A 26374-nucleotide genomic window follows, 5' to 3' on the forward strand; every position below is an offset into this window, starting at 1 on the left:
TATCACTGAATTTTCTGGATTTTATTTTTTAGAAATCCTGCTTCAGCCTGGACTCATCTTGTCCAGCACCCTGTTGAAAATATCCTTCCAGCTTCAATTGATTGGATGCCTGAATGGATAAGCATGACAAACTTGGGTATCGCCTTGGATTGATACTGACTCGCCTTAACAACGGTGAATCGGTCACGGTGAGTGGGCTCGCTGAAGAGTTTAATGTCTGTGATAAGACCATCCGGCGTGACCTTACGCAGCGGCTGGCTTATCTCAACCTTCTTCGCTGTGGTAAGAAATATCACCTTCCCGTTGGCGTACTGGGACAGCGCAGCAATACGGACTTGCGCCGATTTACGCGTATTCTGGGTATTGACGGGTTATTTCCACGCTGGGATGACCGCCTGTTAGGCATATTACTGGGCAATGCCGAAAATAACCCGTTTCTGATCAAACAGCGTCCCTACGAAAATTGTGGGGTTTTTATGTCTACATTGAATACATTGTCAGACGCGATTCGCGGCAGCAAAAAAATAAGCTTTATGTATAAAGCGAAAAGTTACAGCGCCATTGAACCCTATCGTCTCGTCAGTGACAGAGGGATCTGGTATCTCGCTGCCATTGAGGGAGGAGTGCTGAAAAGTTTCGTCATTTCAGCGATGAAACAGGTTCTCCCCAGTAACATGTCATTTGCCATGTCGCCGGAAATTCATCTGCAAATCGAGAATGCGGAAAGTATCTGGTATGGCGCAGAGCTTACTGAAGTACTGATGTCAGTTTCTGCACGTGTAGCCCCGTGGTTCTTGCGCCGCGCGCTGTTGCCGGGTCAGGAAATTATTCACACTTCCGCAAGCGGTGATTTGCTCGTGATTTCACGGGTGGCTCACTTCGACCAAATAATCCCTCTCATTAAATACTGGATGCCCGAGGTCGAAGTTCTAAAACCAGCATCGATTCGTAATCAGGTTAAGCAAGACATACGCCTTGCCCTGGAACGATACGAGCAGAATGAAAATACGGAATCAACCGGAGATACCTCTAATGAATAAAGATGAAAAAGCGCTCGAGAATTTTTTCGAAACCATAGCAGCAGATTTACTCAGCGGTCTTCTTGACGCCAACGATAATGAACAGAATGCGCATCTTAAAGCCTGGCTTGACGCGCCATTCAATGTGGTTCCCGAAAACCTTCTCAGGCATGCCGAGATGATTTGCAATCACTTCAGTGTTGGTGAAGACGGTCATTTGTTAATGCACGGTATTGATGATCAACTGGCCGCAATGAACCTTTCCCGCAAGGAACGCTTCAGCCCTATGAAAAAAGGGGTCGTCGGTTACGCGGCCCCCCGTGATCTGGAAAAAGTGAATGCCTTGCTAAAAGTAATTATTTCTTATTACGAGTGTGCGTTAATTAAAGCGAAAATGGAGAATAGTGCTAAAGATGAATAATACAGAAACTAAAAATCGAAATCCCGTGAAGGATGCTCTTGAAATATTACCTGAAAATATCAGGGACAGTATTGCACAACGCATCAATGACATTATCAGTTATGAGCCGGTCATTGGCATTATGGGAAAGACCGGAGCCGGGAAGTCCAGCTTATGTAATGCGATTTTTAAGGGTGATATTTGTGCAGTCAGCGATGTCGCGGCCTGTACCCGTGAAACGCAGGAAATGCGCATCCAGTTTGGCAAACGCTCAGTGCGGTTGATTGATATTCCGGGTGTGGGAGAAAATGCTGAGCGTGACGTTGAATATGAACAACTTTATCGCGACCTGTTACCACAACTGGATCTGGTTCTCTGGGTGATTAAAGGTGATGACCGCGCCTTTTCTGCGGATGAACATTTCTACAAAAATGTGCTTGCCCCTGCTGGCGGTGAGGCTAAAACACTGTTTGTGCTCAATCAGGTCGACAAAATTGAGCCATTCCGTGAATGGGATGTTGTCAACGCCCGGCCTTCTCCATCCCAGATGCAAAATATCCTCGATAAAGAAGCGTATATCACACAGCGATTTGGGTTTACTGACCATCCGGTGATCGCTGTTGCCGCCAGTGAGGGATACAATGTGACCCATTTGGTGGAGGCAATGGTTCGTGCGCTCCCAAAGCACGCTCAAAGCGGCGTCGCTTCTCAGGTGAGAGACGAGCACAAAACCCGTACAGTTACAGAAGAGGCAACGGAAGGATTCGGTGATACCGTTGATCGCGTTCTTGATGATATTATTGATAACACCCTGCCAGCGCCTTTGCGCGTGGTGGTGAAAGCCGCCAAAAAAGCTGTAGTCAGTGGGCTCAAAAAGGCCTGGAACTGGATCTTTGGCTAACACCGCTAAAAAAAGTAACGGGAGCAGCAGCTCCCGAATTGTTTACACCTCAATATTCTTCAGAATTTTACAATCCCTGCTTTAATTGCAAGACGGACACATCTATTAGCCTCCTGCATAATGACGTCCTGCGGATATTTTTTCATTTCCCTATACCCATCGGATTTAGCCATGCTGCCTTCCATTCCGGCATTATCCAGAATGGCCTTCCAGGCATCCCGAACTTTCTTTGAATCTTTTTCACCTACGCCACCGGAGAGCGTACCAAATAGCTCTTTGGCATTGCTGTTAAGATTTTTGTATTCTGCCGCGTTTGGATCCAGTAACATCGCCATTTGGGTTGACTGGCGGGTTGCTTCATAACAACGTCCTGCCCTATCAAGCGAAACAGAAGCAGCAATTGAGGTGACAGGCATGATGGCCACAATACATGCAGCAATTATCTTTTTCATATCATTATTACCCACTTGGATGAGAAGGTTGATCTGTTCTGACTACTGTCTGTTTGATGGTTTTCGGTAAAATGTCACACACTTATCTGCAAACGCTGCCTGCTGGTATGCCCGAGGCAGTTCATTATCCAGGGCGATGGTGTTTTCATTAATCGATTCTTCGTCAACGCCATAACGTTGTAGTTCTCTCTCCAAATATTTGTAAATTTCAGCAGTGACCTTTTTATCTGACTCCATGAGTTGCCTGTTTATACTGTCCATCGCAAGGTAACAGGCTACACGGTTATTTACCTGAACAAGCCCGGCATGCGCCTGTGACAAAAAACCCGTGAATAACAGAGCTGCTATTATCATTCTTTTCATCTTACATCCTTCATTAAGGTGATTTTTTTGGTTCATTGCAGAGCCTAATGCAATGCGAGGACAGGTTATGTCCATGTAGAGAAAATTATTTGAATATTCCTTGCCTGACTCGCTCTCTTATCAGAGGAGCCAACCGCACTTTCCCGGGGGAAATAACTTCCGTTACTGTTTCCACCCTCAATAAGTCCCGTCGCCCTGTCCGACGGGAAACAGAAAACTGCTGGCAAATATCATTAACCGACAGAGAATTACCGGTATAGAGCTGGAGCAATATCCACCCCAGTCTTTCAGCGATCTTCTCGCCTCGTGACTGACGCATCATGGGTACCTGTATGGTTTCGTTTTAACAATCCATCGGACAATTCATCACCTAACATGCTGTAATTTCGATATTCTTTATGCGGTGTAAAACTGCCGTTGGGGTAATAGAGTAATCGTTATCACCCTGTCACTGAGGAATGCGCCATTTGGGCCTAAACCACGAGGGATCTGAGATCCCCCGTGTCTGAACATGTTTATGCGAACAGCCTGGAAAAAACGGCATCATCCTCATGCTGTGATGTGCTGCTCATGAAGTGGATTACAAAGATACCTGCTTTCTTCCTGTTCATAACGGGTCAACAACTTTCCTCTGTTACCGTTACCCGGTAAATATCCATAGAGAGATATTCCATAAAATTACTCTCCCACAATGACCAGAGATCATTCTTCTCTGCTGCAAGTGAAATATCTCCAGCGAGATAATGAAAGACATAATGACCCGACCAGCAAAAGTCTATTTCCTTTTCCAGTTCCGGGTAGACTCTCCCCATGAAACTAAAGTCTGTGACATAATCGAAATACCATTCGTCATCCTTGTGGATGAACCTCATTTCAACAGGATGAAAGCCACCGGATTCTACGCTGTAATCCGGATCACGGAAATTAATGACCACCGCCCTTACCTTCGTTTTCAGCGCGTGCTCTGACAGAAGAGTCGCAATGTGCTGCTGAAATTGTTTTGTTACAGGCAGCGTTAATCCTGCCTGTTTTAAGACATCCTGGGTTTGCATAATGGATTTTCCTGTAAAAGGTGAGTAGAGATGTGTTGCAGTTTCTGGTTGTATAGCAGCTCTGGTAAAGAATTAATCCTCCGTAATCGTTTCCTGAATATCGATTGCACTGAGTTTATTCAGACGATCCCGCCAGTCAGGATATAAAACATGCGTAAATAACTTATCCGGATGTTCCTCCAGCAAACATATATCCGGGGAACGTAAAACTGCAGCCAGAAAACCTGCGTTATTGGCACTTGCCCCTTTGAAGAGCGATTTGAATACTCCAGAAGTGAAACCCGTTGCAGGTTGATTTTCCAGTACACTTTCAATCTTCGTAATTGGTACCCAGTCTTTTGAGAATAACCCTCCGCTGCCATTTGCAATCAGTCGGAGATAAAGCTCATTATCTGCTTCAGATTTTGCCAGTTGCCATGTCAGCATGCCACTGGCTTTAGGGCTGATTTTTTCCGCCTGACCTGATTCAATGAGCAGCTTATAACTCTCTTCAGGTAATATTTGCTCATCTTCAGTGATACCTTTTTCAATATCACTTAAATCATTATTTAACTCCAGCGCCTCGTGTTCATTATCATTTTTTCCTGACTTTGATTTTCTCATTTTCATCTCCTGATTTTAATCTGATTTACAGACGGGATTCCGGCATAGACATTAATTTATCAATCCCACCCAGAGGACAATTGGGATGAAACAACAGATAAATACCATTTCCATTATCTTCTGTAATTGATAGCATCAAGTAATATTCATCTGTCAGATGGACCACGAACTCAGGGTTTGCAATTAAATGATGAATTACATCCAGTACGTGCCGTTTAATATCTTCGGGAACATCACCGGGTTCAATGTACATTAATGTTACACCCACCTCTCCCCAAAAATTCATTGCGGAAAGTTCATCATCAAATGGAAGTATCAGTTCTTTTCTCAAGACAGTCATAACTGAATCGGGAAGAAGGAGCGACGGCAGGTCTTGCCAGTTCGAGATAAATTTCATTGAATAATCCTCATAAACAAAAAACCCGATACGTTTTAAGTATCGGGGTTACATAGACAGGGTAAAGAATCTGGAATTGCCTTCAGTGGTCATCTATATTCTTTCATAATATCTACAATCCTTGCAGATAAGCACTGGAGCATTATTCCTTTCACGCTGTTCAAGGAATCCAAAGAGACGCTGTATCGCCCTGATGATTTCTTTAAGCAATTCTGGTAATTGATCCGGGCTAATATAACCGGATGTTGATGTCAGAAACCGGTCATCGCGAGCCACCTTTGCTATATTTCCGGCAGTTTCTGTGACTGTATTCCGACTACCGCACTTAGGGCACTTTAACGGCATAATCATTCTCCACGTTTAAGAGACGCAAAAATCACTGTTCTTTACTGGTAGCTACAGGGGTTAAAAGAAGGTCGGTAACACCCTGCCCGGTCTGACGCATTCGCTCTGGTGTCAGTTTTGCGTAGCGCTCCGTACTCTGAATACTGGCATGCGCCAGCTGGGCTTTAACGTCATACAGGCTGTACTGTCCACTGGAGACAAGTAATGATGCGACAGAATGGCGCGTGGTGTGGAAACAGACTTCACTTTTATCTATCCCGCATTCTGCCAGTATTTTTTCATAGGCCCACCGGGGTTCTGATATCGGTTTTCCATTATCTTTTACGGCAAACAGATAGGGGTTGCTGCCAGCCCGTGGGATCGAATCAATAATGGATAATGCAACATCACTGAGATACACAGTTCTGCTGCGACCATTCTTAGTATAAGGAATGAATAACGACCTGTTATCCCGATCAATATGTTTGTGCATGACGTTCAGCATTTCTGATTTGCGTGTACCGGTTAACAGCAGCATGGCTATCAGTCCCCCGGCTGCCTTATTGGGGTATCGTGCCGCAGCGTCGAGGATCCTTCTGATCTCATCGGCATCAAAAAAGCGCGTCCGCTGATTATTCTCCTTCAGCAAAGGGATCTTATCGGCTTCATTCTTCTCCAGGACATCCTGTCGTAGCGCATAACGCCCCATAGTTTTCAGAATAGCCAGTGCCCTGTTACAGGTAGACGGTGCATACTGCTGGCTATGAATACGACCCTCAAGCATGTCGAAAAGCACCTGCTGGATTTCCCGGGCCCGAAGGTCGCAGTAACGTATCTTTCCCAGACGAGGTTCAATGTATTGCGTGAAACGCTGAACATCCTTATCCCAGGACTTTTTATGCCGCTTGATGAACGGAACATAGGTCTGGTGAAAAAACTCACTAAGCGTTGGCATCGCACGATAATTATCGCGCTCTGCCTTAGGGTCATTTCCCAGTGCAATCGCCTCCTTATGACGGCGAGCTATCTGGCGAGCTGTCCCCACATCAATTTCAGGGAATCTGCCAATACTGATACTTTTTTTGGTACCGTGGAATGTGTAGCGCAGGAGGAAACGTTTGTTGCCCGTTCGACCTGAGAGGCATTTGAGGCCAATGACCTCGGTATCAGATACCTCAAGCTCTGTAGATCGGGTATCTGTGTTTGCCGGAAGGGCTTTGATGGATGAATTGGTGAATCGGAAGGATTTTTGCATATTTATCCTCATGTATCTGATTTATATCATGAAAATAATATATATCTGAAGGTGTTTTTATTACGGGGCAGGATTGAATAATGGAAAGGCTATTAGACGCGTACAAACGGATATTACAGGAAGTTGACGCCCTGTCATTTAACCTGAATGAAGATAAATACTCAGGCGTCTTTTTACCTGTGCCGTTTGAAGAATACTGGCATTCACCGGTAAAAATCATGCTGGTTGGACGTGAAACCGCTGGCTGGAATACGCTGAATGGTAAGAATACGATGTCACGGGTGCTGGGACATATACCTGACGTCACTATCGGGCAAGTGGTTGAAGAGGCTGTAGCTCGTTACAGGAATCATCTTCCGGTACAAAATGATGGCACCACCAACCTCAAATCACGTAGCCGCTTCACACAATATCATTTCAGGCTGGCCCGGGAGCTTAACATTCCTCCCCTGGCAATCGTATATGCCAATCTACTGGCGTGGGATTACGACGGACTGACCCCTCTCAATCGCCCTCAAAATGAAGTGCAGGAAGTCATATTAGCCTCACTGAAACTGCTGGCGGTACAAATTAAACACCTTGATCCTAATTTCATCATCTTTGCATCTGGAGCCCGGAGAACAGACTACATCATAAAACAGGTGCTTACTGAGCTAGGCGGCTATGAGACTTCTTCAGTCATTCCGGGGAAGCTATGGGAGTTCAAAACAGGTAATGCAATCTGTTTCAGAATTGCCCATCCAAGGGCTATGCGCGGACACCAGAAGTACAGAGATGAGGTGATAGCACGAATTAAGCAACTTTATACTCAGGGTGGCTAGAGCATTACAACTTGCTCAGCAGGCCTCCCTTTCCCGGAAGAGTACCGGAAAACAGGCAAAGCGGCCTGGTTCTCTATGCTGGAGGCGACACGTTCGATTCGGCATTGCCAGGCTGGAGATTGCAGTTCATTGCACCCCGTGAGCACAGGATATGCACAGGGCGTGAATTTCAGGCACAAAAAAACCACCCGAAGGTGGTTTCACGACACTGCTTATTGCTTTGATTATTCTGATGTTTCCCATGGTACCCGGAGTGGGACTTGAACCCACACAGCGCGAACGCCGAGGGATTTTAAATCCCTTGTGTCTACCGATTTCACCACCCGGGCTCGGGAAGAAAGTGGAGGCGCGTTCCGGAGTCGAACCGGACTAGACGGATTTGCAATCCGCTACATAACCGCTTTGCTAACGCGCCAAAACCTTTCACCTTTGCAGGCTGTAACAGAATTTCTGCCACATAAATTTGGAGCGGGAAACGAGACTCGAACTCGCGACCCCGACCTTGGCAAGGTCGTGCTCTACCAACTGAGCTATTCCCGCAAAATCTTATTAATTAACCTTAAAGCTAATCATTTGATTTTACTATCTTCTGGCAAGCTGTGCTGCCGTTCGATGCGTTGCATTCTACTTACCTGACGCGATGAGTCAATGAAATTTTCCGTCACCACGCTCCGTTTGCTGAATTTTGCACCGTACCGATCACGGTTCGAGCAAATAACCCCCTTGCGCGGTTAAATATTGATGCATTAACCAGAAAACGGGAATCAGATTTGATAATCCAATACCGTTTCTTCAGGCTCAAGCGCCAGCCTTTTGATATCCGCAACCGAAAGTTCCGGATTACACAGCTCGATAAAACGCCAGACATAATTCCGTTGTAGCTGACCTCGCTTCAATCCAAGCCATACGGTGTTAGTGTCAAAAAGATGACGAGTATCGAGTCTGATTAGCTCCCCCTCCTCGCTGCTTGCTTGAAATGCCACCAGACCGATACCCAGCCCTAACTCCACATAAGTTTTCACAACGTCCGAGTCTTGCGCGCTCAGTACGATATCAGGAGTCAGCCCACGGCGTGAGAACGCTTCATCAATACGCGCACGCCCGGTAATGCCCTGACGATAAGTAATAATCGGCCAATGGCTTATATCATCAAGCGTAAGAGGATTTGCATGGATCAGTGGATGGCCGCGCGGCACCAATAAAGTGTGAGACCAGCGAAACCATGGATAAGCGACGACTAAGGGATCGGTACTCAAGCGCTCACTGGCAATACCAATATCTGCCGTACCGTTATGCAGCAACATCTCGATTTCTTGCGGCGTCCCCTGAATTAACTCAAGGCGTACTTCCGGGAATAACGAGCGGAACGATTTGATTACCGATGGCAAACTGTAGCGTGCCTGTGTATGTGTGGTGGCAATAGTGAGCACACCGCTGGTGTCGTTGGTAAATACGTCTGCCAGACGACGCACATTACTGGCTTCATTAAGAATACGTTCAGCAATTACCAGCAGGGCTTTACCCGGCTCTGTCATGCCCAATAAACGTTTACCGCGACGGATGAAAATCTCGATACCGAGTTCTTCTTCCAGTTCACGAATATGGCGGCTTACGCCCGATTGAGAAGTAAAAAGCATGTTGGCGACTTCGGTCAGGTTGTAGTCCCGCCGGGCCGCCTCGCGGATGATTTTGAGTTGCTGGAAGTTCACATTGCCCCCGGGGCATAACCGTTCTTTACACCATTGTTAAAGTGGCAATCCCGAGATAACAAATAATAAAAACCAGCAACTTATTCGATTTAGCAATAAGCCGAATCACCCTACCAGTAGCAGTTCGCGATTTTCCTGTGCGGGACGAACCACCAGCGACATCAAAATGTCTTTAACTGCCTGCGCCTGCGGAGTCAGTGCGGTACGAGCCGATAAATTAACCGAGAGTGGTAAATTCAGTGATGGGCTAGTGATACGTGCCATCCAGCCGTTTGCGGAACTCACCAGCGAACGTGCCGCTGATTCTGGCAACACTGTCACCCCCATACCGCTGGCAATAGCAGCCGTCAGCGTCGAGATTGAATCAATTTCACCCGTGATTTTTGCCGTTAAGCGGCGCAATGAAAAAGCTTCATCCACGCGTTTACGCACGGCGCTATAGTCTCGCGGCAGGAATAGGTTCATTTCGGCCACCGCGCAGAGATCGACTGTCTGACCTGGACAGTCGCGGGTGCCGACAAGAAACAACTCCTCTTTCAATAACGGTTGGCTAATGATGCCCGCCGTTGGAGAACGGTCATACAAGACCGCCATGTCAAGCTGGCCGCTTAACAGCTTGTCATTCAGGACAGAACTACTGTTCTCATGCAGATAGACCAGCACGTCGGGTAATTCCGCACGTACTGCCTGTAATAAAGGCATGGTGATTGAAGAAGCTGCAGTGCCTGGGGCCAGGCCAATAGAAACCTGACCACCTAAAGTTTGACCCACATTGCAAACCGCTAATTGAGCCTGTTCACATTGGCGCAAAATAGTTCTCGCATGGGTATAGAGAATTTTTCCTGCTTCTGTTGGCGTTACGCCGCGTTTGGTACGAATTAACAGCTGCTGATCCATTTCACCTTCAAGGGTAGCAACTTGTTGGCTCAGCGCTGGCTGCGCAATATGCAGCACTTCTGCGGCCTGAGTCAGGCTACCAATATCGACGATTTTCACGAAGTACTTCAGTCGTCTTAAATTCATTTTGCCCCCTACACGGAATGCCAACGCCAGTCTCGGCAGTGATGTCTTTCTAAGAATTGCAATATGCTTGCCACTTTTGAGAAACATCCGACCAGATACGCTAACAAGCTGGATAATAAGCGAAAGTGATTTAAAACAAGGAAAAATGAGTTTGAAACAGTGGTTCGCTTATGCCCCATTAGAGGTACAGGCGCACCATTGCGGTGCGCCAAATTACCTAATTACAAACTTGCCCACCAAAGACGTAATTTCATTCCTGAAAGGCTGGTCCAACCGGTCGTTGATGAGACAACCTCTCCTTTATAAAGCACAACCAACGTAGGGGTGACGCCAATCTGCCAGTGGCGAGATAACTCACCTGAGGCATCATTAACCACCGGAAGATGAATTTTTTTCTGGGCTAACCAACGCGTTACATCCTGTGGTTCGCCGGAGCGTAGGGCAATTGTCATCACGTTTTCTCCCTCACCCACCAGCTGCGCAACAGAAGGTGTGGTGTAGCGACAAACACCGCACCAACTGGCCCAGAAATAGAGCAATAATGGGCGATCTTCACTCAATGCGCTCAACGATACTGCCTGGCCATCAAGCGTATGAAGTGGTGTGCTATCGAAAATCGTGGGCATTTTTGGCGCTCGCCACCAGTCCATCAGAAAGATAATGGTGATGAGCACAACCACCATCACCAACGCTTCTCGTCCCCAGCGCTTTAATTTACTTTTCATTGGCCTGTGCCCGCTTTTCTATCACCAGCGTTTCCAGAGACTCCCATGGCACTGCCCCTGCCAGTAAGGTATCGCCAACCAATGTTGCCGGTGTGCCTTCCACACCGACGACCCGAGCCAGTTGTAGGTTCAGATTCAGTGTCTCCCGACTTAATTCATCTGGCGTAACCACTGTCGCCCCACTTTTGACGAACGCAGCATCAATAGTGGTTGCGGTGTGATTGCCCTGTTTTGCCATCAAACTATGGTGCAATGCCAGAAACTGCTGTGGATGTTCGCGCCAGGTCGTTAAGGCGACACGCGCTGCAAGCGATGAGGATTCCCCACGAAATGGCAGCAGCTTGAATACCACTGCAACATCGGGATACTTTTCCACAATCTTCTCAAGCATAGGGTCGAACTTTTTACAGTACGGGCAGTTGTAGTCGGTGAATGAAATGATGGTTAGTTTCGGTGAAGTTGCACCAATCCGCGGGCTGGCAGGATCGTGATACAACGCTTGATAGATCATCTGTTGTATTTGTTCTTCATTAGGTTGTGTCTCAGCAGTGGCACCAAAAGTGGTCGCCAGCAACAGTACAAGCGTGATGATTATTTTCATTTTTTATCTCCTTTCGCATCATTTAGCACGTTAAGTACTGCATCTCGTGTCAATAGTGTTGGCAGGGCTTTTCCTTCGCGGATGCCTGGCCCATAGACTTGATTGAATGGCACACCAACTTGCCCACGCTGTTTTAGGAATGCTGTTATCTCTTTTGAAGGGAGTGTCCAGTCTCCGCGTAATGCAATGACATCAGGCTCTTGCAACACAGACTGCACATCCTCACGTGAAAGAACGTTTAATTTGTTAATTTTGCAGGTGATACACCAGTCGGCAGTTACATCAATAAACACACGCTTGTTTTGCGCCAATGCATTCTGAATTGCCTGCTCACTTAGCGGCTGCCAGACGATATTTTCTTTAACGGGAGTACTCACTGTTGACCCAAAATGCACCGGTAACAGACTAACCAGCCATAAAGCTGAGCCCAGCATCATCACTGCCAGTATGCGGCGTAACCACACCATCCAGCGCCCAGGTTTCGGCAGTCGTAATGCCAATGAAGGGCGCATGGCAATCAGCAGCCACGGCAAACTCATGCCTACGCCAAGGGCAAGGAAAATACCCCATAAGGTTGGCAAGGATGCACCAAGTGCCACGGCAACGGCGGTGCCGAGGAATGGGGCGCTACAAGGTGTTGCCAGCAGTGTCGCCAGCGCCCCCTGCCAGAAATGCCCACTTATGCCATTGCCTCCTTGCGTAGCAATCCTGGTTGTCGCTTTCGACGAAAGCCGGAATTCAAATAGCCCAAACAGGTTGGCACTGAACACCAACATCACGACGGCCATAAAGCCAATAAACCAGGCACTCTGGAACTGAATCCCCCATCCCACCGCCTGGTTTGTCAGACGCAGTACCGTCATTAACAGCGCCAGCGCCATAAACGAAACGAGAATACCGGCAAATGAGGCAAGAAATTGTTGGCGTATAACGCGCTGCTCTTGTTTTTCAGCCAGTAATACAGAACCGAGTTTCATCCCCAAAACGGGCAACACACATGGCATCAGGTTAAGAATGAATCCACCGACCAGAGCCAGCAGTAACACTTGCCAGAGTACAAAGTCGCCCCCGGCTTCAGGCATAACCGGCGTTTCAGCTATCGTGATATTGCTTTGTTGAGCAATGCCGTTATCGGCGATAACCAATGAAAGATTGCGCCCACGCAGGTCTGGCCCGGCACCGTCCCAACCATCACTAACCGGTACGGTTGCCCATAGCGTTTCACCTTCGACACGATATTTTGGTTTACCGAAACTGGCGTCCTCTGGCATATCAAAAAACAGCTCGGGTTTCTGCCAACCTGCGGAACGTGTGGCTTGCACAACCAATTCAGCGCTGTGATAACCAGCTTTCAGGCTATCGGTCAGCCCGTTATGAAGCGGCACTTTACCCATCGCTTGCGCATAATCGTGGGCAAAAGCGGCATTGCCATTCTCAGGTGTGATTTCAAAGGGCAAATCTGTCAGCAGGCAGACATCTTTGCAGGTCGAGAGCGTAAGTACGCCTGCGATTTTCTCTGTAAAAGCATCATCGAGCACCAATGGAATACTTACCGCATTGTGGTAACCCTGAGTGGTGATCCCCGCCACATCAAAACGTTGCGGCGTCGGCCAGAACCACTGAGCAGATTTCACAGGTTCGCTCCAGACAATAGTCGGCGCAACACCACCGTCGCCCGGTGAACGCCAATAGGTTTTCCACCCTTCTTCCAGTTTCACATCCAGCAGGACACGGGTTTCACCTGGCGGTGAGGTATCTGCACGCAGCCGAACGCTGGCGTGATGATTATCGGTAGACTGAAGCCAGCCGGGTTGTGCAGCCCACGAGAATGGCAGCCATAGCAGTAGCAGGCAGAGCAACACCCGCCTAAAAAGACTCAACATATTTTTTCTCCGTAAATGAATTATCGAACTGTGTTAAACAGCCAGTGTTTCATTCACGGAAAACGCAAAATCGAAGATGAACTCTGAGGGTGGGCGAACTAAATGCCCTGGCGGGAGAAACAGATGATCGTTCAGCTTGTAATGGCGCAATGAGCACCAGAAGAAGACTGAAAACAAAAAATGCAGCTTCAAACAACACTGGCGGTGCGGCAAGCAATGACTTTGCACTCAATTCGCAGGGTGTAACCGATGCACTATCTTCAATTTCAGAATTACTGCTTTGCGAGAGCATGACGCTTTGGGCAGCTTTCATTTGCAAAGCGTGCAATCCCGCCATGCGCTGCGCGGTGCAAACTAACACCACCAGACATGCCAGTAATAAAAACCACTTTGCAAAATGCTTCCGTTTAAACATGAATCCCTCGCATTATATGAACCGCATATCTTAACCAGTCGTTCTCGTTTGGCAACTGATGTGCTGTAAAGATATGTCTGCACACCTGCACAGCTCGGTTTGATTGTTTTATCAGCAAACGAACCTGCAACGTGATAACAGGCTTTGACAAGCCCGAAACGCATCGCTAATATGCGCCCCGTTAACCGATTCCTCTGTAGTTCAGTCGGTAGAACGGCGGACTGTTAATCCGTATGTCACTGGTTCGAGTCCAGTCAGAGGAGCCATATTTAAGAAGCCTGCTTATTTAAGCAGGCTTTTTGCTTTTCTGCCCTTACCACCCCCTTCCGTTCTCTCCCGTCGATGACATACTATCGAAGCAGCCCTGCTTAGAATCAGCAGGATAAGGAGAGAAAATGACGCATCAGACAGCCGACACAGCCCTTACCCCGAACCAGGCCCTCGATAAATTAGAGGAGCTGTACGATGCCTCGGTCAATGCTCTGCGCGACGCCATTGGCCAGTATGTTGAAAACGGCGCACTACCTGAAATTGAAAAACGTGCGGCCGGTTTATTTGTCTACCCGGAGTTACGCGTCAGTTGGGATGGCACCGTACATCACCCAAATAAAACCCGTGCCTATGCCCGCTTCACCCATTCTGGCAGTTACACCACCACCGTCACCCGCCCTGCTTTATTCCGCCATTACCTCGCCGAACAACTCACACTGCTTTATGACGACTACGGCGCACAAATTGAAGTGGGGTTATCGCAGCATGAAATCCCCTATCCCTATGTGATTGATGGTTCCAGTTTGTCGCTGGACCGCTCAATGAGTGCCGGTTTGCCTCGCCATTTCCCGACAACCGAACTGGCACAAATTGGCGATGAGACAGCAGATGGATTATTCCACCCTACCGAGTTCTACCCGCTTTCGCATTTTGATGCCCGCCGCGTCGATTTTTCGCTCGCGCGTTTGCGCCACTACACCGGCACTCCGGTTGAACATTTTCAGTCTTTTGTGTTGTTCACCAACTACACCCGTTATGTGGACGAATTTGTGCGCTGGGGTTGCCAGCAGATCCTTGATCCAGAAAGCCCGTATGTCGCACTTTCCTGCGCCGGAGGTGTGTGGTTGACAGCCGACAGCCAGGCACCGGAAGAAGCCATTTCCGATCTCGCCTGGAAAAAACACCAGATGCCAGCCTGGCACTTGATCGACGCCAACGGCACCGGTATCACGTTAGTGAATATCGGTGTTGGTCCATCGAACGCAAAAACCATTTGTGACCACCTGGCGGTGTTGCGCCCGGCGGCGTGGTTGATGATTGGCCACTGCGGTGGGCTACGTGAAAGCCAGTCGATTGGCGATTATGTTCTGGCCCATGCATATCTGCGTGATGACCACGTTCTGGATGCAGTGCTGCCGCCGGATATCCCAATCCCAAGCATTGCCGAAGTGCAGCGTGCGCTCTACGACGCAACCAAACTGGTGAGCGGCATGCCGGGTGAAGAAGTTAAGCAACGTTTGCGTACCGGGACTGTCGTCACCACCGACGATCGTAACTGGGAGCTGCGCTATTCCGCATCGGCCTTGCGGTTCAATCTCAGCCGCGCTGTCGCTATTGATATGGAAAGCGCCACCATTGCCGCACAGGGTTATCGCTTCCGCGTGCCGTATGGCACGCTGTTATGTGTTTCCGATAAACCGTTGCACGGTGAAATTAAACTCCCCGGCCAGGCCAATCGCTTTTATGAAGGGGCAATTTCGGAGCACTTGCAGATTGGTATCTGCGCGATTGATCTCTTGCGAGCTGAAGGCGAACGCCTGCACTCACGCAAATTACGCACGTTTAATGAACCTCCTTTCCGTTAAGAGAACATAATAATGCAACACACATCACCCCTGGCTGCCTTGCGCAGCCTGCTTAAAGAGCGCGAACTGGATGGCATGCTGGTTCCGCGCACCGACGCCTGGCAGAGTGAATATTGCGCGCCTTATGACGACAAACTGGAGTTTATCAGTGGTTTTGACGGTTCAGCGGGCCTGGCGCTGATTCTGGCTGACCGCGCGTTGCTGTTCGTTGATGGCCGCTATCAGGTTCAAGCGCGCCAGCAGGTAAACCTTGAAGAGTTTGAAATCCATCATTTACACGATGAACCTATTCATCTCTGGCTTCAGGAAAACTTGTCAGTTGGTAAACGTATCGCGTTTGAACCTCTGCTGATGGTCAACAGCCAATATGAAAGCCTGCGTACCAGTGGCTGCGACCTGGTTGCTGTGGATGATGATCCGATCAATAAAATTTGGGCGACGCGCCCGGCGATACCTCGTGGCCTGATACGCCAGATGCCTGATGAGATTAGCGGGGAATCAACCGCATCTAAATGCGCCCGTGTCGCACAAGCGTTGGCGCGTAAAGGTGTAAATTTTCTCGCACTCACTTTGCCTGACAACATTGCCTGGTTGCTTAATGTTCGTGGTTCAGATATCCCGACAAGCCCGGTGCCGCTTTCGTTTGCGCTGGTCAAAAACGACGGTGCCGTTGAGTGGTTTGTTGACGAGGCGAAACTGCAACAACTCGATAGTTCAGTGCTGGAGTCAATCGCCATCCATAGCCCGGATGCATTCCTCACACGTTGCCAGCAACTGGCGGCCGGCAAACGCTTCTTGCTTGATGGCGATAACACGCCAGTTGCCGTGCGCTTTGCCGTGGAACAAGGCGGTGGTGACATCGAATGGCAGCCAGATCCAATCACACTAATGAAAGCCAATAAGAACGATATCGAACTGGAAGGGTACCGTTCAAGCCATATTCAGGACGGTGCCGCCTGGATTAATTTCCTTGCATGGCTTAGCCATGAAGTCCCACTACGTGAAGCCGCTGGTAACCCGATTACTGAACTTGAGGCGCAGGAAAAGCAGCTCGCGTTCCGTCAAGAATGCGACAACTTCATTGAGCAAAGTTTTGGTACCATTTCCGCGGCAGCGGGTAATGCGGCGATGTGCCATTACCACAGCGCGCCGGAAACCAACTTTGCGATCACCGGGCATGAATTTTATCTCAACGATTCCGGTGGGCAGTATTTCAACGGTACAACCGATGCCACACGCACGCTGAACTTTGGACAACTCGATGCTCAACGCCGTCTACACTACACCGCGGTTCTGAAAGGCTTCCTGTCGCTGATTTCGCTGCAATTCCCGCAAGGGACACAAGGCCACCAACTGGACGCATTTGCACGCCGCCCGCTTTGGGAACTGGGCCTGGATTATGATCACGGCACGGGTCACGGTGTCGGTCACAACATGCTGATTCATGAAAACCCGCACCGTATGGCGAAAAAAGTGAATCCATGGCCAATGCTGCCGGGCAATGTGCTAACCATCGAACCGGGTTATTACCTGGCAGGTAGCCACGGCATTCGTATTGAAAACCAGGTTGAAGTTGTCGCTTCAATACCGGGGTTCTGCAAATTCGCCTCACTGACGCTCATCCCGATTGATTTAAGCGCGGTGGAGTTGCCATTGTTAAGTGAGCAAGAGATTGCCTGGCTTGATGATTACCACCAGTTGGTGCGGGAAACATTGTCGCCACTCGTTTCCAGTACTGCGCGTCCATGGCTGATAGAGGCAACTGCGCCAGTCAGAACGCAACGTATGTAAGCCCTTAAAGGGCTAACACCATCAGTTTAAGAGCGAGGTATCCGGGGCGACCACCGGGTTTGGCTTCCCCCGGAAACAGATCCCGGTGTTTCCCCTCATTCATTGGCTTAAGTGAAAGGTGTTACTCTAAGAGCCGTGTTTTGCGGCTCTTTTCTTCTTTTTGCCGATTAAACCAGCAATCAAACACATTTCACCTAAACAGCCTTTGACAACCCAGTAGCCGCTAGTTACTATGCGCCCCGTTAACCGATTCCTCTGTAGTTCAGTCGGTAGAACGGCGGACTGTTAATCCGTATGTCACTGGTTCGAGTCCAGTCAGAGGAGCCATATTTGAGAAGCCCGCTTAGGAAACTAAGCGGGCTTTTTGCTTTTCAGAATTTGTATTTTATAGCTGCCCTGCTTTTCCGGGTTCAATGCTAATTGGCACCGGCATCCCGGAACGACGCGTCAACGCGGCGCTCGCTATACCTGCATCTACGCCAGAACCTTGCGTCATATCGCGCAGTGCCGATGTCATTGGTAGCGGGACTTTCTTGTCAGACTCAAACTCCGCACGGTTACGGGACAGCGGCTCATGCACTTCCAGCCAATGCCTCCCGTCCGGTTCGACCGTTGCTTTCACCGGCTGGTCAATCAGCTGTACACGCGTCCCCACCGGCACATTATCAAACAGATACTTTATGTCGTCTTTACGTAGGCGAATGCAACCCTGGCTAACGCGCAGGCCGATACCAAAGTTGGCGTTAGTGCCGTGAATAGCGTAAAGCTTGCCGATGTAAATCGCATACAGCCCCATCGGGTTATCCTCACCCGGCGGTACATATGCTGGCAGCGTTTTCCCCTCTTTCGCATATTCGCGTCGAGTATTAGGTGTGGGAGTCCAGCCTGGAGCTTCCTGCTTACGCTCAACCCTCGTCACCCAGTTACGCGGGGTTTCCCGCCCGGCCTGTCCGATTCCAATGGGGAAGATCTCAACCGTATTGCTCTGATCCGGGTAGTAGTAAAGCCGCATTTCGGCGACGTTAATCACGATGCCCTGGCGTATGGTGTCAGGCAAAATCACTTGCTGTGGAATTGTTAACTGGGTACCGGCTTTTGGCAGAAATGGATCAACACCTGGATTAGCTTCCAGCATATTGCTGAGCCCCTGCCCGTACTGCGCTGCATAATACTCCAACGGCTCAGTATTCCCTTCAGGAATGCTAACGGTTATCGGCGAGCCAACCAGACGGCTCCCGTCAGGTGGAAGCATATAGGTAACGGCCTGGACGCTACAGGTAACGGTGGCAAGCACAAAGGCAAGCGAGGATAAGCGAATCATAATTTCCCTATTATCAGACATGGCATTGATAAGTTAAATATAACCCTCACTTAAGAGTTCGGTGAGGAGAGCCGCACAAAAGAGTCACTCATTTTGCTATGGTATAGGCGGAGTAATTTTCGGAATGTGGTGCTGGCGGGAGTTTGGTGTTTTTAAGAGATGAGCCTGGTAGGAGCTCATCTCTTGTGTCTGATGCGGTTATTAATTGCCTGAGCTATCGAGAAGATCTTTGCTTGCCGCTTTTAAGTACTGGAACATTGACCAGAAAGTTAATACCGCAGCGATGAAGAATAAACCGATCCCCGCGTACTCAACCCACATATTTGGGCGCCAGAGCATACCGATCAACGCCAGCATTTGCGCCATGGTTTTGGACTTACCAATCCAGGAGACCGCAACACTGCTGCGCTTGCCAATTTCAGCCATCCATTCACGCAACGCAGAGATAATAATTTCACGGGCAATCATTGTGGCCGCAGGCAGTGTCACCCACCATGAGTGATAATGTTCCACCACCAGCACCAGCGCAACGACGACCATAACTTTATCCGCTACCGGATCAAGGAATGCTCCAAAACGCGTGCTTTGGTTCCAGCGACGCGCCAAAAAGCCATCAAACCAGTCAGTAATTGCAGCAAACCAGAAGATAAACGCGCACAGGAAAGGTGCCCAACTGAACGGCAGATAAAAAGCCAGCACAAAGAATGGGATAAGGACGATACGAAACAGAGTAAGCAATGTCGGGATATTAAATTGCATAGTGCTGGTTAACTGTCTGTCGTAAGTGGAAATTGTCTCTATGTTGCTACAGAGCCCTTAATGTTTCAACGAGTAGAAGATCTTTTCTGCCAACGCTTGCGAGATACCTGGCACTTTTGCAATTTCTTCTACGGATGCATTCTTTAATGGTTGCAATCCCCCCATATATTTCAACAACATCTGGCGACGCTTTGGCCCAACACCTTCGATTGTCTCCAGGGCGCTGGTATTTTTCACTTTTGCCCGTTTTTTACGGTGCCCGGAAATGGCATGGTCATGCGATTCATCACGGATATGCTGGATAACATGCAAAGCAGGAGAATCTGGCGGTAGTGAGAAGCCTTCCCCTTCTGGTTCGAAGAACAACGTCTCAAGCCCGGCTTTGCGGTCCACGCCTTTTGCCACGCCAAGCAACAGGGGATGATTTTTATCCCACTCAACATCAAGTTCTGCGAAGACGGTTTTTGCCTGGCCGAGTTGCCCTTTGCCACCGTCAATCAGGATAACGTCCGGGATTTTACTTTCGTCGATAGTTTTACCGTAACGACGACGCAGTACCTGATTCATCGCGGCATAATCATCGCCAGGTGTAATACCTTCAATGTTGTAGCGGCGATATTCCGCACGTAGCGGGCCGTTAGCATCAAAGACCACACAGGAAGCCACTGTCTGCTCACCCATGGTGTGACTAATGTCAAAACACTCCATTCTTTTAATTTCTGGCAATTCCAGCACATTGGCTAATGCCGCCAGACGTTGATGGATGGTCGACTGCTGCGCCAGACGTGTCACCAGTGCGGTGGCCGCATTGGTCCGCGCGAGTTTAAGGTAACGTGCACGATCCCCTCGCGGTTTGGTCTGCACGTTGATACGCCGACCAGCAAGCTCCGTCAGAGAGTCTGACAACAGGTTTTTATCCGGCAAATTGAAATCGAGCAGAATTTCAGAAGGTAAGGTGCGCATCTGGCTGCCCTGCAAATAGAACTGGCCAACAAATGTTTCAACCACTTCTGACAGTTCCGTGCCATTTGGTACTTTCGGGAAGTAACTGCGACTGCCCAACACTTTACCCTGGCGGATAAACAGCACGTGCACACACGCCATACCCGAATCAAACGACACACCGATCACATCCAAATCATCACCGGTATTAGAGACAAACTGTTTCTCAGTCACACGGCGGACTGCCTGAATCTGGTCACGGATTCGCGCAGCGGCTTCAAACTCCAGGTTTTTACTCGCCTCTTCCATTCTGGCGATCAACTGGTTAAGAACCTGATCGTCTTTTCCTGAGAGGAACAAGCGCACATATTCCACCTGCTGGGCGTAATCCTCTTCACTGACCAAACCTGCAACACACGGGCCAAGACAACGCCCAATCTGATATTGCAAACAAGGACGAGAGCGATTGCGATAGACATTGTTTTCGCACTGACGAATCGGGAAGATTTTTTGTAATAACGCCAGCGTTTCGCGTACTGCGTAGCCGTTCGGGAATGGCCCGAAATATTCCCCCTTCGCATGTTTCGCCCCACGATGCATAGCAAGTCGCGGGTGTGTATCACCGCTAAGGAAAATGAAAGGATAGGATTTGTCATCGCGCAGCAGCACGTTATAGCGTGGCTGATAAAGCTTGATGTAGTTATGCTCAAGCAGCAGCGCTTCTGTCTCGGTATGGGTTACCGTCACGTCGATATGCTGGATTAGCGCAACCAGAGCTTCCGTTTTACGGCTGGCAAGATTGCTCCTGAAGTAGCTCGACAGGCGTTTTTTAAGATCTTTGGCTTTACCAACGTAAATAACCGTCTCACTGGCGTCATACATCCGATAGACGCCAGGTTGGCTGGTTACTGTCTTGAGAAAAGCTCGCGGGTCAAAGATTTCACTCACTACTGATTAACGTCTCCGCACTAAATAAACCATGACGAATGGCCAGGTGTGTCAGCTCAACATCGCCACTGATATTCAGTTTACTAAACATGCGGTAACGGTAACTATTGACCGTTTTCGGGCTTAGACTAAGCTGTTCAGAGATCTCATTGACCTTCTGGCCTTTGGTGATCATCAGCATAATCTGTAATTCACGCTCAGACAAACTGGCAAACGGTGTGTCCGTTTTTTCCGGTTCGATCTGGCTTAATGCCATCTGCTGGGCGATGTCTGATGCAATGTAACGCTGACCCGCGTTGACTGAGCGAATCGCATTTACCACATCCTGCGGTGCTGCACCTTTACTTAAATAACCCGCCGCACCGGCCTGCATGACTTTCGCCGGCAGTGGATTTTCAGTGTGAATCGTCAGCATAATCACTTTGATATCCGTTGAATATCGCGCGATTTTGCGTGTTGCTTCAAGGCCACCAATGCCTGGCATGTTCATATCCATCAGGACGACATCAACCGGATGGCTACGGCACCATTTTACGGCATCCTCACCGCAATTTGCTTCACCTGATATCTTAATCCCTTTGATATCTTCAAGAATGCGTCGTATCCCTGCGCGCACCAGTTCGTGGTCATCAACAAGAAGTACGTTGATCAAAGGGGACTCTCCAGAAAAGGAATTACGCTACTAAAAATTATCACGCTATATTAACGGGTTTTCCGGTAACTTTAAAATGCAAAAACAGATTTTCAGAGTTTCCACTGTTTTTGGAAATTTAATTGTACAGTGGAAACTGTACAAGCAATTTGATTAATTTATGGCTTTAAATAATAAAAATGCCTTTCACATTAAAAAAAACGATAATTCATTAATATCAGACGTATTAAATAATGCTTACACACCCCAACATTTAACCGCAAACAAACACAATCAAAACAATTTAACAGCATTGTACAGATAACAACCTGGATGTTTAGCGTAAGCACTAATAAAATAGTTTACGATTGTGCTATACTCCGCCGCCTTACGAAACCGTTACACAAAACAACGGTGTACCAACCAAGACCGAGGAACACAAATGAGCACTCCTGATTTTTCCACCGCAGACAACAGTAGTGAACTGGCTATTGAAGTTACCTGCCTGAAAGCTATGCTGACTCAGATGCTAAAAGCCATGGGCCAAGCCGATGCAGGCAAGGTTATCATCAAAATGGAAAAGCAAATTGCTCAGATGGACGACTCGGCGCACGCAGAAGTCTTTGGTAATACTGTTAAGCAAATTAAACAGGCTTACCGTCAGTAATCGTTAAACGGCGGCTGGATGAGGAATATGTCTCCAGCCGTTTCGTTGAAGAGTCATCGAATTAACTCCCCTTTCAAATTATTCCTATCGCTGCCGCATAACAGGCAATTTGTGTTTTATTTGGCGCATTAAATTTCTTCTGCATATTTTTCTGATGAAAATTGACGGTATTTTCTGATATCGACAAAATAATAGCGATTTCAGCTGATGTTTTTCCTTCACCCGTCCACTGCAATATTTCCCGCTCACGCTTGCTGAGTTTTAATGTCAGCGCATCCATAGATGGATCGTTTAGACGCGTTAACGTCATCAGGCTCAATTCACCTAAATACTGCAGACGTAACTGAAGCTCATCGCTGGGTAATATTTTCCCTTTGCCCTGAGTACGTGAAACAGAGTAAAAACCCATTGCTCGATTAGGTGCCATTACACACTGGCTAATGCCGCGGCGCAGGCCGTGATCCCTTGCCGCATCCCAGAACTGTGGGGTATCGCTAAAAAGCTCGTCATTCCACGGTAAATGGCCACGCATGAAATTTTCCGGGCGAAGCACCGGGTCTATCGTGAAGTAATTTTCAGCATGATAGTGATCGAGCCAGCTTTGCGGATAGGACGATCTTAAAGAGGTTTTAGGGCGGGTAAATGGCACCGGGTGACGTATACATAGCGAGTAATAGTCAAACTCCAACAGCTCAGTTTGCTGATGCAGAATCTTCGTTATTTCATCAGCCTGAGTGACAGACTGGAAGATATTAAGCGCATCCAGACGCCAGTTAAAAAAGTTACGATCATCCATTATATCTGGCGAAACTCCTGACATTGAATTCATTTTCAAATGTAATGCCTAACGCTATCACATTTGCCATCTTTATTTATATGATTTAACAGTAATTACAGCTGAATATTGAGAATCAATACTCAATAATTATATTTTTATTTATAACGCTTATTAATTACAGGGTTAATTCACCATAAATAACGGCCCCAATTGGGGCCGTTCAAGCTATTGCGTCAAAAACTTCTCAAGAAATTGCTGGGTACGCGCCTGCTTAGGATTAGCAAACAATTCACGAGCCGGCCCCTGTTCCACAATACGCCCCTGGTCCATGAAGATAGCGCGGTCAGCAACATCGCGGGCGAAGCTCATTTCATGAGTCACAATCACCATGGTGCGTTTCTCCAGCGCTAACTGGCGGATTGTGCTCAACACTTCCCCCACCAGCTCAGGATCGAGTGCTGAGGTTGGCTCATCAAACAGAATAACTTCCGGGCGCATGGCCAATGCACGAGCTATCGCCACACGCTGCTGCTGGCCACCTGAAAGGCGGCGCGGATAACTGGTCTCTTTGCCACTCAACCCCACTTTCGCCAGTAGCTCACGCGCGCGTGCTATTGCCTCTTCCTTCGGCTCACCTTTAACAATCACCGGCCCCTCAATGATATTTTCAATAACCGTACGGTGCGGGAAAAGGTTGAAACTTTGGAATACAAAACCAACATGTTGGCGCAGCTCGCGCACTTTATTCTTTTGCTTACTCAGCGAAAGCGCTGCATCAATGGAGATATCTCCAACCCTGATGATTCCCGCCTCCGGCTGTTCCAGCAAGTTAATGCAACGTAAAAGCGTGGTTTTGCCTGAGCCGCTTGGACCAATAATGGCGACCACCTCCCCTGCTTTTACTTCCAGATCGATGCCATGCAGCACGGTCTGCCCGTGGAACTTCTTGATCAGTTGCTTTACGTCGATGGCACTCATTTTGGATCCCTGTCCTGGCGATTAAGTTGATTTTCAAAGTAGTTCTGCAACGAAGAGAGCACCGTTGCCATTACCCAGTAAATCAAGGAAGCCGCGAGATACATGGTAAACACCTCAAGCGTACGAGAAGTAATAAGCTGAGCCTGGCGAAACAACTCAGGAACCTGAATCGTTGCCGCAAGCGAGGTGTCTTTCACCAGACTGATAAAGCTGTTGCTCAGTGGCGGTAATGCCACACGCGCTGCCTGCGGTAAAATCGCCCGGCGCAAAGTTTGCCACGGCGTCATACCAATACTTGCCGCCGCTTCCCACTGCCCTTTATCAATTGACGAAATTGCAGCACGCAGTGTTTCCGATGCATATGCCGCCATATTCAACGACAAACCAATCATTGCGGCCGGAATTGGATCAAGCTCAATGCCAAACTGCGGCAGACCGTAATAGATCATAAACAGCTGTGCGATTAACGGCGTGCCACGAAAAATTGACACATAGAAACGCGAGAGCAGTGAAAACGGCCAAAATCGTGATAAGCGCATCAGCGCCAGTAAAAAACCGAGAATCAACCCAAAGAACATACCGCCGATGCTGAGTTGCAGCGTAAAGACGGCCCCTTTGAGCAGAAAAGGTGCCGAGTCCAGCACCAGTTGAATACTTTCTTGCATACTTAAATTACACCCTGTCTGTCTTTTTTATTCTTGCGCTATACAGTCGCGGATATGGCTACACTAACCCACGCTACATAATCTCTTTAAACATGCGGATGGTAAGCGAACAGTGCTGGCGCCCCACCGGTATGAATAAAGATTATCGGCCCTTCGTCTTTAAAACGCTTTTGTGCCACGCCATCAATCAAACCAGCCATCGCTTTACCGGTGTAAACCGGGTCAAGCAAAATCCCTTCAAGACGCGCCAGTAACTTTATGGCTTCCAGCCCTTCTTCATTAGGTTTGCCATAACCCGGTGCAAAATAATCATCCCACAGAGTAATCGGATTATTGGCGCTGACACTCAGCGATTGCGCCACAGCCTGCTGTAAAGCTTCCACTTTTGGAAGCTGCTGGGCAATCGAACGCGAAACGGTGACACCGATTAAGTCGACATCTGGCATAAGCTGTTCAAGCCCTACCGCAAGCCCTGCATGAGTCCCGGCACTACCGGACGCAACAACAACAGACGAGACGTTAACAGCACCTTCACACTGCTGGGCGATTTCCAGCGCACTCTCCACATAACCCAGTGCCCCCAGTGCATTAGAGCCCCCCACCGGAATCACATACGGGCGAAAACCTTGTGCTTCAAGGCGCTCAGCAACTTCTTCAAGTTGTTGATCAGGCGAATGTAGCGCATCACACATTTCGATTTCGACATCAAACAAGTCGAGCATCAAACGGTTGCCATTGGTGAGATAATTCTCTGCCTGCGTGCCAATCGGGTTTTCCAACAACGCGACACATTTAAGGCCAAGTTTTGCAGCAACCGCAGCAGTCTGGCGAACGTGATTTGACTGAATCGCCCCTGCGGTGACCAGAACGTCAGCCCCTTCACGTAGCGCATCGGCTGCCAGAAACTCAAGTTTACGCAGCTTATTACCCCCCATCGCCATGGGTGTTGTATCGTCACGTTTGATGTAGATTTCACGACCAAGGTAGTCAGAAAAACGCGGCAGATATTCGAGTGGCGTCGGGGCGCCGATAAACTCCAGACGCGGAAAGCGCGTCAGATTGTGCAGTGACATGAGCAACTCCATTACACTTTGA

Annotated in this window: 28 protein-coding genes and 5 tRNA genes; 9 read left to right on the top strand and 24 right to left on the bottom strand. The window is 48.5% G+C overall.

The features are described from left to right. Positions 1 to 113: 113 nt before the first annotated feature. The 3 genes from M979_RS09020 to M979_RS09030 are packed head-to-tail and all read left to right on the top strand — an operon-like array spanning position 114 to position 2320. A complete protein-coding gene (locus M979_RS09020) occupies positions 114 to 1040 on the top strand; it encodes a helix-turn-helix transcriptional regulator (protein ID WP_064554556.1) in 927 nt (308 codons plus the stop codon). Further along, positions 1033 to 1440 (top strand): hypothetical protein, encoded by a 408-nt coding sequence (locus tag M979_RS09025; RefSeq protein WP_064554557.1) that lies wholly within the window; start codon positions 1033 to 1035, stop codon positions 1438 to 1440. The genes M979_RS09020 and M979_RS09025 overlap by 8 nt, the downstream gene beginning before the upstream one ends. After that, on the top strand, positions 1433 to 2320 hold the full coding sequence (locus tag M979_RS09030; RefSeq protein WP_064554559.1) for a GTPase family protein: 888 nt from the start codon (positions 1433 to 1435) through the stop codon (positions 2318 to 2320). Before M979_RS09025 ends, M979_RS09030 begins: the two co-directional genes overlap by 8 nt. A 59-nt stretch (positions 2321 to 2379) precedes the next feature. Here the strand turns inward: M979_RS09030 and M979_RS09035 are convergent, their stop codons facing one another. The 7 genes from M979_RS09035 to M979_RS09065 all read right to left on the bottom strand — a co-directional run bounded on the left by M979_RS09035 (position 2380) and on the right by M979_RS09065 (position 6766). Further along, positions 2380 to 2772, bottom strand: a complete 393-nt coding sequence (locus tag M979_RS09035) for a hypothetical protein (protein WP_064554561.1) — start codon at positions 2770 to 2772, stop codon at positions 2380 to 2382. A gap of 42 nt (positions 2773 to 2814) precedes the next feature. Then, positions 2815 to 3135, bottom strand: a complete 321-nt coding sequence (locus M979_RS09040) for a hypothetical protein (protein ID WP_064554563.1) — start codon at positions 3133 to 3135, stop codon at positions 2815 to 2817. Between the two features lie 85 nt (positions 3136 to 3220). Further along, entirely contained in the window at positions 3221 to 3457 is a 237-nt protein-coding gene (locus M979_RS24025; RefSeq protein ID WP_080473482.1) for a DeoR family transcriptional regulator, read from the bottom strand. A 295-nt stretch (positions 3458 to 3752) separates the two neighbouring features. Next, a complete protein-coding gene (locus M979_RS09045) occupies positions 3753 to 4187 on the bottom strand; it encodes a DUF2787 family protein (protein WP_064554565.1) in 435 nt (144 codons plus the stop codon). A gap of 72 nt (positions 4188 to 4259) precedes the next feature. After that, positions 4260 to 4790 carry a hypothetical protein gene (locus M979_RS09050; protein WP_064554567.1) on the bottom strand — a complete coding sequence of 177 codons (531 nt, stop codon included), beginning with the start codon at positions 4788 to 4790 and terminating at the stop codon, positions 4260 to 4262. A gap of 25 nt (positions 4791 to 4815) precedes the next feature. Further along, positions 4816 to 5187, bottom strand: a complete 372-nt coding sequence (locus M979_RS09055; RefSeq protein ID WP_244202400.1) for a hypothetical protein — start codon at positions 5185 to 5187, stop codon at positions 4816 to 4818. Between the two features lie 376 nt (positions 5188 to 5563). Next, complete coding sequence (locus tag M979_RS09065) at positions 5564 to 6766, bottom strand: site-specific integrase (protein WP_064554571.1); 1203 nt, start codon at positions 6764 to 6766, stop codon at positions 5564 to 5566. Between the two features lie 80 nt (positions 6767 to 6846). Here M979_RS09065 and M979_RS09070 point away from each other — a divergent pair, with 80 nt between their 5' ends. Then, on the top strand, positions 6847 to 7587 hold the full coding sequence (locus M979_RS09070) for a hypothetical protein (protein WP_064554573.1): 741 nt from the start codon (positions 6847 to 6849) through the stop codon (positions 7585 to 7587). 242 nt (positions 7588 to 7829) lie between these two features. Here M979_RS09070 and M979_RS09075 read toward each other — a convergent pair. The 9 genes from M979_RS09075 to M979_RS09115 all read right to left on the bottom strand — a co-directional run bounded on the left by M979_RS09075 (position 7830) and on the right by M979_RS09115 (position 13943). Continuing rightward, positions 7830 to 7916, bottom strand: a tRNA-Leu gene (locus M979_RS09075). A gap of 12 nt (positions 7917 to 7928) precedes the next feature. Further along, a tRNA-Cys gene (locus M979_RS09080) sits at positions 7929 to 8002 on the bottom strand. Between the two features lie 49 nt (positions 8003 to 8051). After that, a tRNA-Gly gene (locus M979_RS09085) sits at positions 8052 to 8127 on the bottom strand. A 224-nt stretch (positions 8128 to 8351) separates the two neighbouring features. Then, positions 8352 to 9296, bottom strand: a complete 945-nt coding sequence (cbl, locus tag M979_RS09090; protein ID WP_064554574.1) for an HTH-type transcriptional regulator Cbl — start codon at positions 9294 to 9296, stop codon at positions 8352 to 8354. Positions 9297 to 9401: 105 nt separating this feature from the next. Further along, a complete protein-coding gene (gene nac / locus M979_RS09095) occupies positions 9402 to 10319 on the bottom strand; it encodes a nitrogen assimilation transcriptional regulator NAC (RefSeq protein ID WP_064554576.1) in 918 nt (305 codons plus the stop codon). Positions 10320 to 10540: 221 nt separating this feature from the next. After that, complete coding sequence (locus M979_RS09100; protein ID WP_064554578.1) at positions 10541 to 11044, bottom strand: protein disulfide oxidoreductase; 504 nt, start codon at positions 11042 to 11044, stop codon at positions 10541 to 10543. Next, a complete protein-coding gene (locus tag M979_RS09105; RefSeq protein ID WP_064554580.1) occupies positions 11034 to 11645 on the bottom strand; it encodes a DsbA family protein in 612 nt (203 codons plus the stop codon). Before M979_RS09105 ends, M979_RS09100 begins: the two co-directional genes overlap by 11 nt. Next, positions 11642 to 13528 (bottom strand): protein-disulfide reductase DsbD family protein, encoded by a 1887-nt coding sequence (locus M979_RS09110; RefSeq protein WP_064554582.1) that lies wholly within the window; start codon positions 13526 to 13528, stop codon positions 11642 to 11644. Before M979_RS09110 ends, M979_RS09105 begins: the two co-directional genes overlap by 4 nt. 49 nt (positions 13529 to 13577) lie before the next feature. Beyond that, on the bottom strand, positions 13578 to 13943 hold the full coding sequence (locus M979_RS09115; protein WP_064554584.1) for a hypothetical protein: 366 nt from the start codon (positions 13941 to 13943) through the stop codon (positions 13578 to 13580). A 190-nt stretch (positions 13944 to 14133) separates the two neighbouring features. Between M979_RS09115 and M979_RS09120 the strand changes: the two genes are divergently transcribed. The 4 genes from M979_RS09120 (at position 14134) to M979_RS09135 (ending at position 17917) form a co-directional block, all read left to right on the top strand. After that, positions 14134 to 14209: transfer RNA gene (locus M979_RS09120), tRNA-Asn, on the top strand. 129 nt (positions 14210 to 14338) lie between these two features. Then, the gene (locus M979_RS09125; RefSeq protein WP_064554586.1) at positions 14339 to 15799 is read left to right on the top strand and encodes an AMP nucleosidase; all 1461 of its coding nucleotides are present in this window, start codon (positions 14339 to 14341) and stop codon (positions 15797 to 15799) included. Between the two features lie 12 nt (positions 15800 to 15811). Further along, the gene (locus M979_RS09130; protein ID WP_064554588.1) at positions 15812 to 17590 is read left to right on the top strand and encodes an aminopeptidase P family protein; all 1779 of its coding nucleotides are present in this window, start codon (positions 15812 to 15814) and stop codon (positions 17588 to 17590) included. A 251-nt stretch (positions 17591 to 17841) separates the two neighbouring features. Continuing rightward, positions 17842 to 17917 (top strand) — tRNA-Asn (locus M979_RS09135). A gap of 58 nt (positions 17918 to 17975) precedes the next feature. Here M979_RS09135 and ldtA read toward each other — a convergent pair. The 4 genes from ldtA to uvrY all read right to left on the bottom strand — a co-directional run bounded on the left by ldtA (position 17976) and on the right by uvrY (position 22212). Then, the gene (ldtA, locus tag M979_RS09140; RefSeq protein WP_064554589.1) at positions 17976 to 18911 is read right to left on the bottom strand and encodes a L,D-transpeptidase; all 936 of its coding nucleotides are present in this window, start codon (positions 18909 to 18911) and stop codon (positions 17976 to 17978) included. A gap of 201 nt (positions 18912 to 19112) precedes the next feature. Next, entirely contained in the window at positions 19113 to 19670 is a 558-nt protein-coding gene (gene pgsA / locus M979_RS09145; RefSeq protein ID WP_034458167.1) for a CDP-diacylglycerol--glycerol-3-phosphate 3-phosphatidyltransferase, read from the bottom strand. Between the two features lie 57 nt (positions 19671 to 19727). Beyond that, a complete protein-coding gene (uvrC, locus tag M979_RS09150) occupies positions 19728 to 21560 on the bottom strand; it encodes an excinuclease ABC subunit UvrC (RefSeq protein WP_064554590.1) in 1833 nt (610 codons plus the stop codon). After that, on the bottom strand, positions 21553 to 22212 hold the full coding sequence (uvrY, locus tag M979_RS09155; protein ID WP_034458171.1) for a UvrY/SirA/GacA family response regulator transcription factor: 660 nt from the start codon (positions 22210 to 22212) through the stop codon (positions 21553 to 21555). Before uvrY ends, uvrC begins: the two co-directional genes overlap by 8 nt. Before the next feature lie 421 nt (positions 22213 to 22633). Between uvrY and M979_RS09160 the strand changes: the two genes are divergently transcribed. Beyond that, entirely contained in the window at positions 22634 to 22858 is a 225-nt protein-coding gene (locus M979_RS09160; protein WP_034458173.1) for a DUF2594 family protein, read from the top strand. A gap of 73 nt (positions 22859 to 22931) precedes the next feature. Here the strand turns inward: M979_RS09160 and sdiA are convergent, their stop codons facing one another. The 4 genes from sdiA to dcyD all read right to left on the bottom strand — a co-directional run bounded on the left by sdiA (position 22932) and on the right by dcyD (position 26352). Further along, positions 22932 to 23654, bottom strand: coding sequence for a quorum-sensing transcriptional regulator SdiA (gene sdiA / locus M979_RS09165; protein WP_034458175.1), 723 nt, complete (start codon positions 23652 to 23654; stop codon positions 22932 to 22934). 207 nt (positions 23655 to 23861) lie between these two features. Beyond that, positions 23862 to 24614, bottom strand: a complete 753-nt coding sequence (gene tcyN / locus M979_RS09170; protein WP_064554591.1) for an L-cystine ABC transporter ATP-binding protein TcyN — start codon at positions 24612 to 24614, stop codon at positions 23862 to 23864. Beyond that, complete coding sequence (gene tcyL / locus M979_RS09175) at positions 24611 to 25279, bottom strand: cystine ABC transporter permease (RefSeq protein ID WP_034458179.1); 669 nt, start codon at positions 25277 to 25279, stop codon at positions 24611 to 24613. The genes tcyN and tcyL overlap by 4 nt, the downstream gene beginning before the upstream one ends. 86 nt (positions 25280 to 25365) lie before the next feature. After that, complete coding sequence (gene dcyD / locus M979_RS09180; RefSeq protein WP_064554592.1) at positions 25366 to 26352, bottom strand: D-cysteine desulfhydrase; 987 nt, start codon at positions 26350 to 26352, stop codon at positions 25366 to 25368. Between the last annotated feature and the right edge of the window lie 22 nt (positions 26353 to 26374).

Source organism: Buttiauxella noackiae ATCC 51607 (assembly GCF_001654865.1).
Lineage (GTDB): Bacteria > Pseudomonadota > Gammaproteobacteria > Enterobacterales > Enterobacteriaceae > Buttiauxella > Buttiauxella noackiae.

What these genes read in the sequence shown, in the direction of transcription:
- tcyN (WP_064554591.1), bottom strand. Translation starts at nt 24,614, where the DNA reads ATGAGTGCCATCGACGTAAAGCAACTGATCAAGAAGTTCCACGGGCAG.
- M979_RS09020 (WP_064554556.1), top strand. Translation starts at nt 114, where the DNA reads ATGGATAAGCATGACAAACTTGGGTATCGCCTTGGATTGATACTGACT.
- sdiA (WP_034458175.1), bottom strand. Translation starts at nt 23,654, where the DNA reads ATGGATGATCGTAACTTTTTTAACTGGCGTCTGGATGCGCTTAATATC.
- M979_RS09030 (WP_064554559.1), top strand. Translation starts at nt 1,433, where the DNA reads ATGAATAATACAGAAACTAAAAATCGAAATCCCGTGAAGGATGCTCTT.
- M979_RS09065 (WP_064554571.1), bottom strand. Translation starts at nt 6,766, where the DNA reads ATGCAAAAATCCTTCCGATTCACCAATTCATCCATCAAAGCCCTTCCG.
- M979_RS09055 (WP_244202400.1), bottom strand. Translation starts at nt 5,187, where the DNA reads ATGAAATTTATCTCGAACTGGCAAGACCTGCCGTCGCTCCTTCTTCCC.
- tcyL (WP_034458179.1), bottom strand. Translation starts at nt 25,279, where the DNA reads ATGCAAGAAAGTATTCAACTGGTGCTGGACTCGGCACCTTTTCTGCTC.
- dcyD (WP_064554592.1), bottom strand. Translation starts at nt 26,352, where the DNA reads ATGTCACTGCACAATCTGACGCGCTTTCCGCGTCTGGAGTTTATCGGC.
- M979_RS09100 (WP_064554578.1), bottom strand. Translation starts at nt 11,044, where the DNA reads ATGAAAAGTAAATTAAAGCGCTGGGGACGAGAAGCGTTGGTGATGGTG.
- pgsA (WP_034458167.1), bottom strand. Translation starts at nt 19,670, where the DNA reads ATGCAATTTAATATCCCGACATTGCTTACTCTGTTTCGTATCGTCCTT.
- M979_RS09105 (WP_064554580.1), bottom strand. Translation starts at nt 11,645, where the DNA reads ATGAAAATAATCATCACGCTTGTACTGTTGCTGGCGACCACTTTTGGT.
- nac (WP_064554576.1), bottom strand. Translation starts at nt 10,319, where the DNA reads ATGAATTTAAGACGACTGAAGTACTTCGTGAAAATCGTCGATATTGGT.
- M979_RS09025 (WP_064554557.1), top strand. Translation starts at nt 1,033, where the DNA reads ATGAATAAAGATGAAAAAGCGCTCGAGAATTTTTTCGAAACCATAGCA.
- M979_RS09035 (WP_064554561.1), bottom strand. Translation starts at nt 2,772, where the DNA reads ATGAAAAAGATAATTGCTGCATGTATTGTGGCCATCATGCCTGTCACC.
- M979_RS09115 (WP_064554584.1), bottom strand. Translation starts at nt 13,943, where the DNA reads ATGTTTAAACGGAAGCATTTTGCAAAGTGGTTTTTATTACTGGCATGT.
- M979_RS09070 (WP_064554573.1), top strand. Translation starts at nt 6,847, where the DNA reads ATGGAAAGGCTATTAGACGCGTACAAACGGATATTACAGGAAGTTGAC.
- M979_RS09125 (WP_064554586.1), top strand. Translation starts at nt 14,339, where the DNA reads ATGACGCATCAGACAGCCGACACAGCCCTTACCCCGAACCAGGCCCTC.
- ldtA (WP_064554589.1), bottom strand. Translation starts at nt 18,911, where the DNA reads ATGATTCGCTTATCCTCGCTTGCCTTTGTGCTTGCCACCGTTACCTGT.
- M979_RS24025 (WP_080473482.1), bottom strand. Translation starts at nt 3,457, where the DNA reads ATGATGCGTCAGTCACGAGGCGAGAAGATCGCTGAAAGACTGGGGTGG.
- M979_RS09160 (WP_034458173.1), top strand. Translation starts at nt 22,634, where the DNA reads ATGAGCACTCCTGATTTTTCCACCGCAGACAACAGTAGTGAACTGGCT.
- M979_RS09130 (WP_064554588.1), top strand. Translation starts at nt 15,812, where the DNA reads ATGCAACACACATCACCCCTGGCTGCCTTGCGCAGCCTGCTTAAAGAG.
- M979_RS09050 (WP_064554567.1), bottom strand. Translation starts at nt 4,790, where the DNA reads ATGAGAAAATCAAAGTCAGGAAAAAATGATAATGAACACGAGGCGCTG.
- M979_RS09045 (WP_064554565.1), bottom strand. Translation starts at nt 4,187, where the DNA reads ATGCAAACCCAGGATGTCTTAAAACAGGCAGGATTAACGCTGCCTGTA.
- M979_RS09110 (WP_064554582.1), bottom strand. Translation starts at nt 13,528, where the DNA reads ATGTTGAGTCTTTTTAGGCGGGTGTTGCTCTGCCTGCTACTGCTATGG.
- M979_RS09040 (WP_064554563.1), bottom strand. Translation starts at nt 3,135, where the DNA reads ATGAAAAGAATGATAATAGCAGCTCTGTTATTCACGGGTTTTTTGTCA.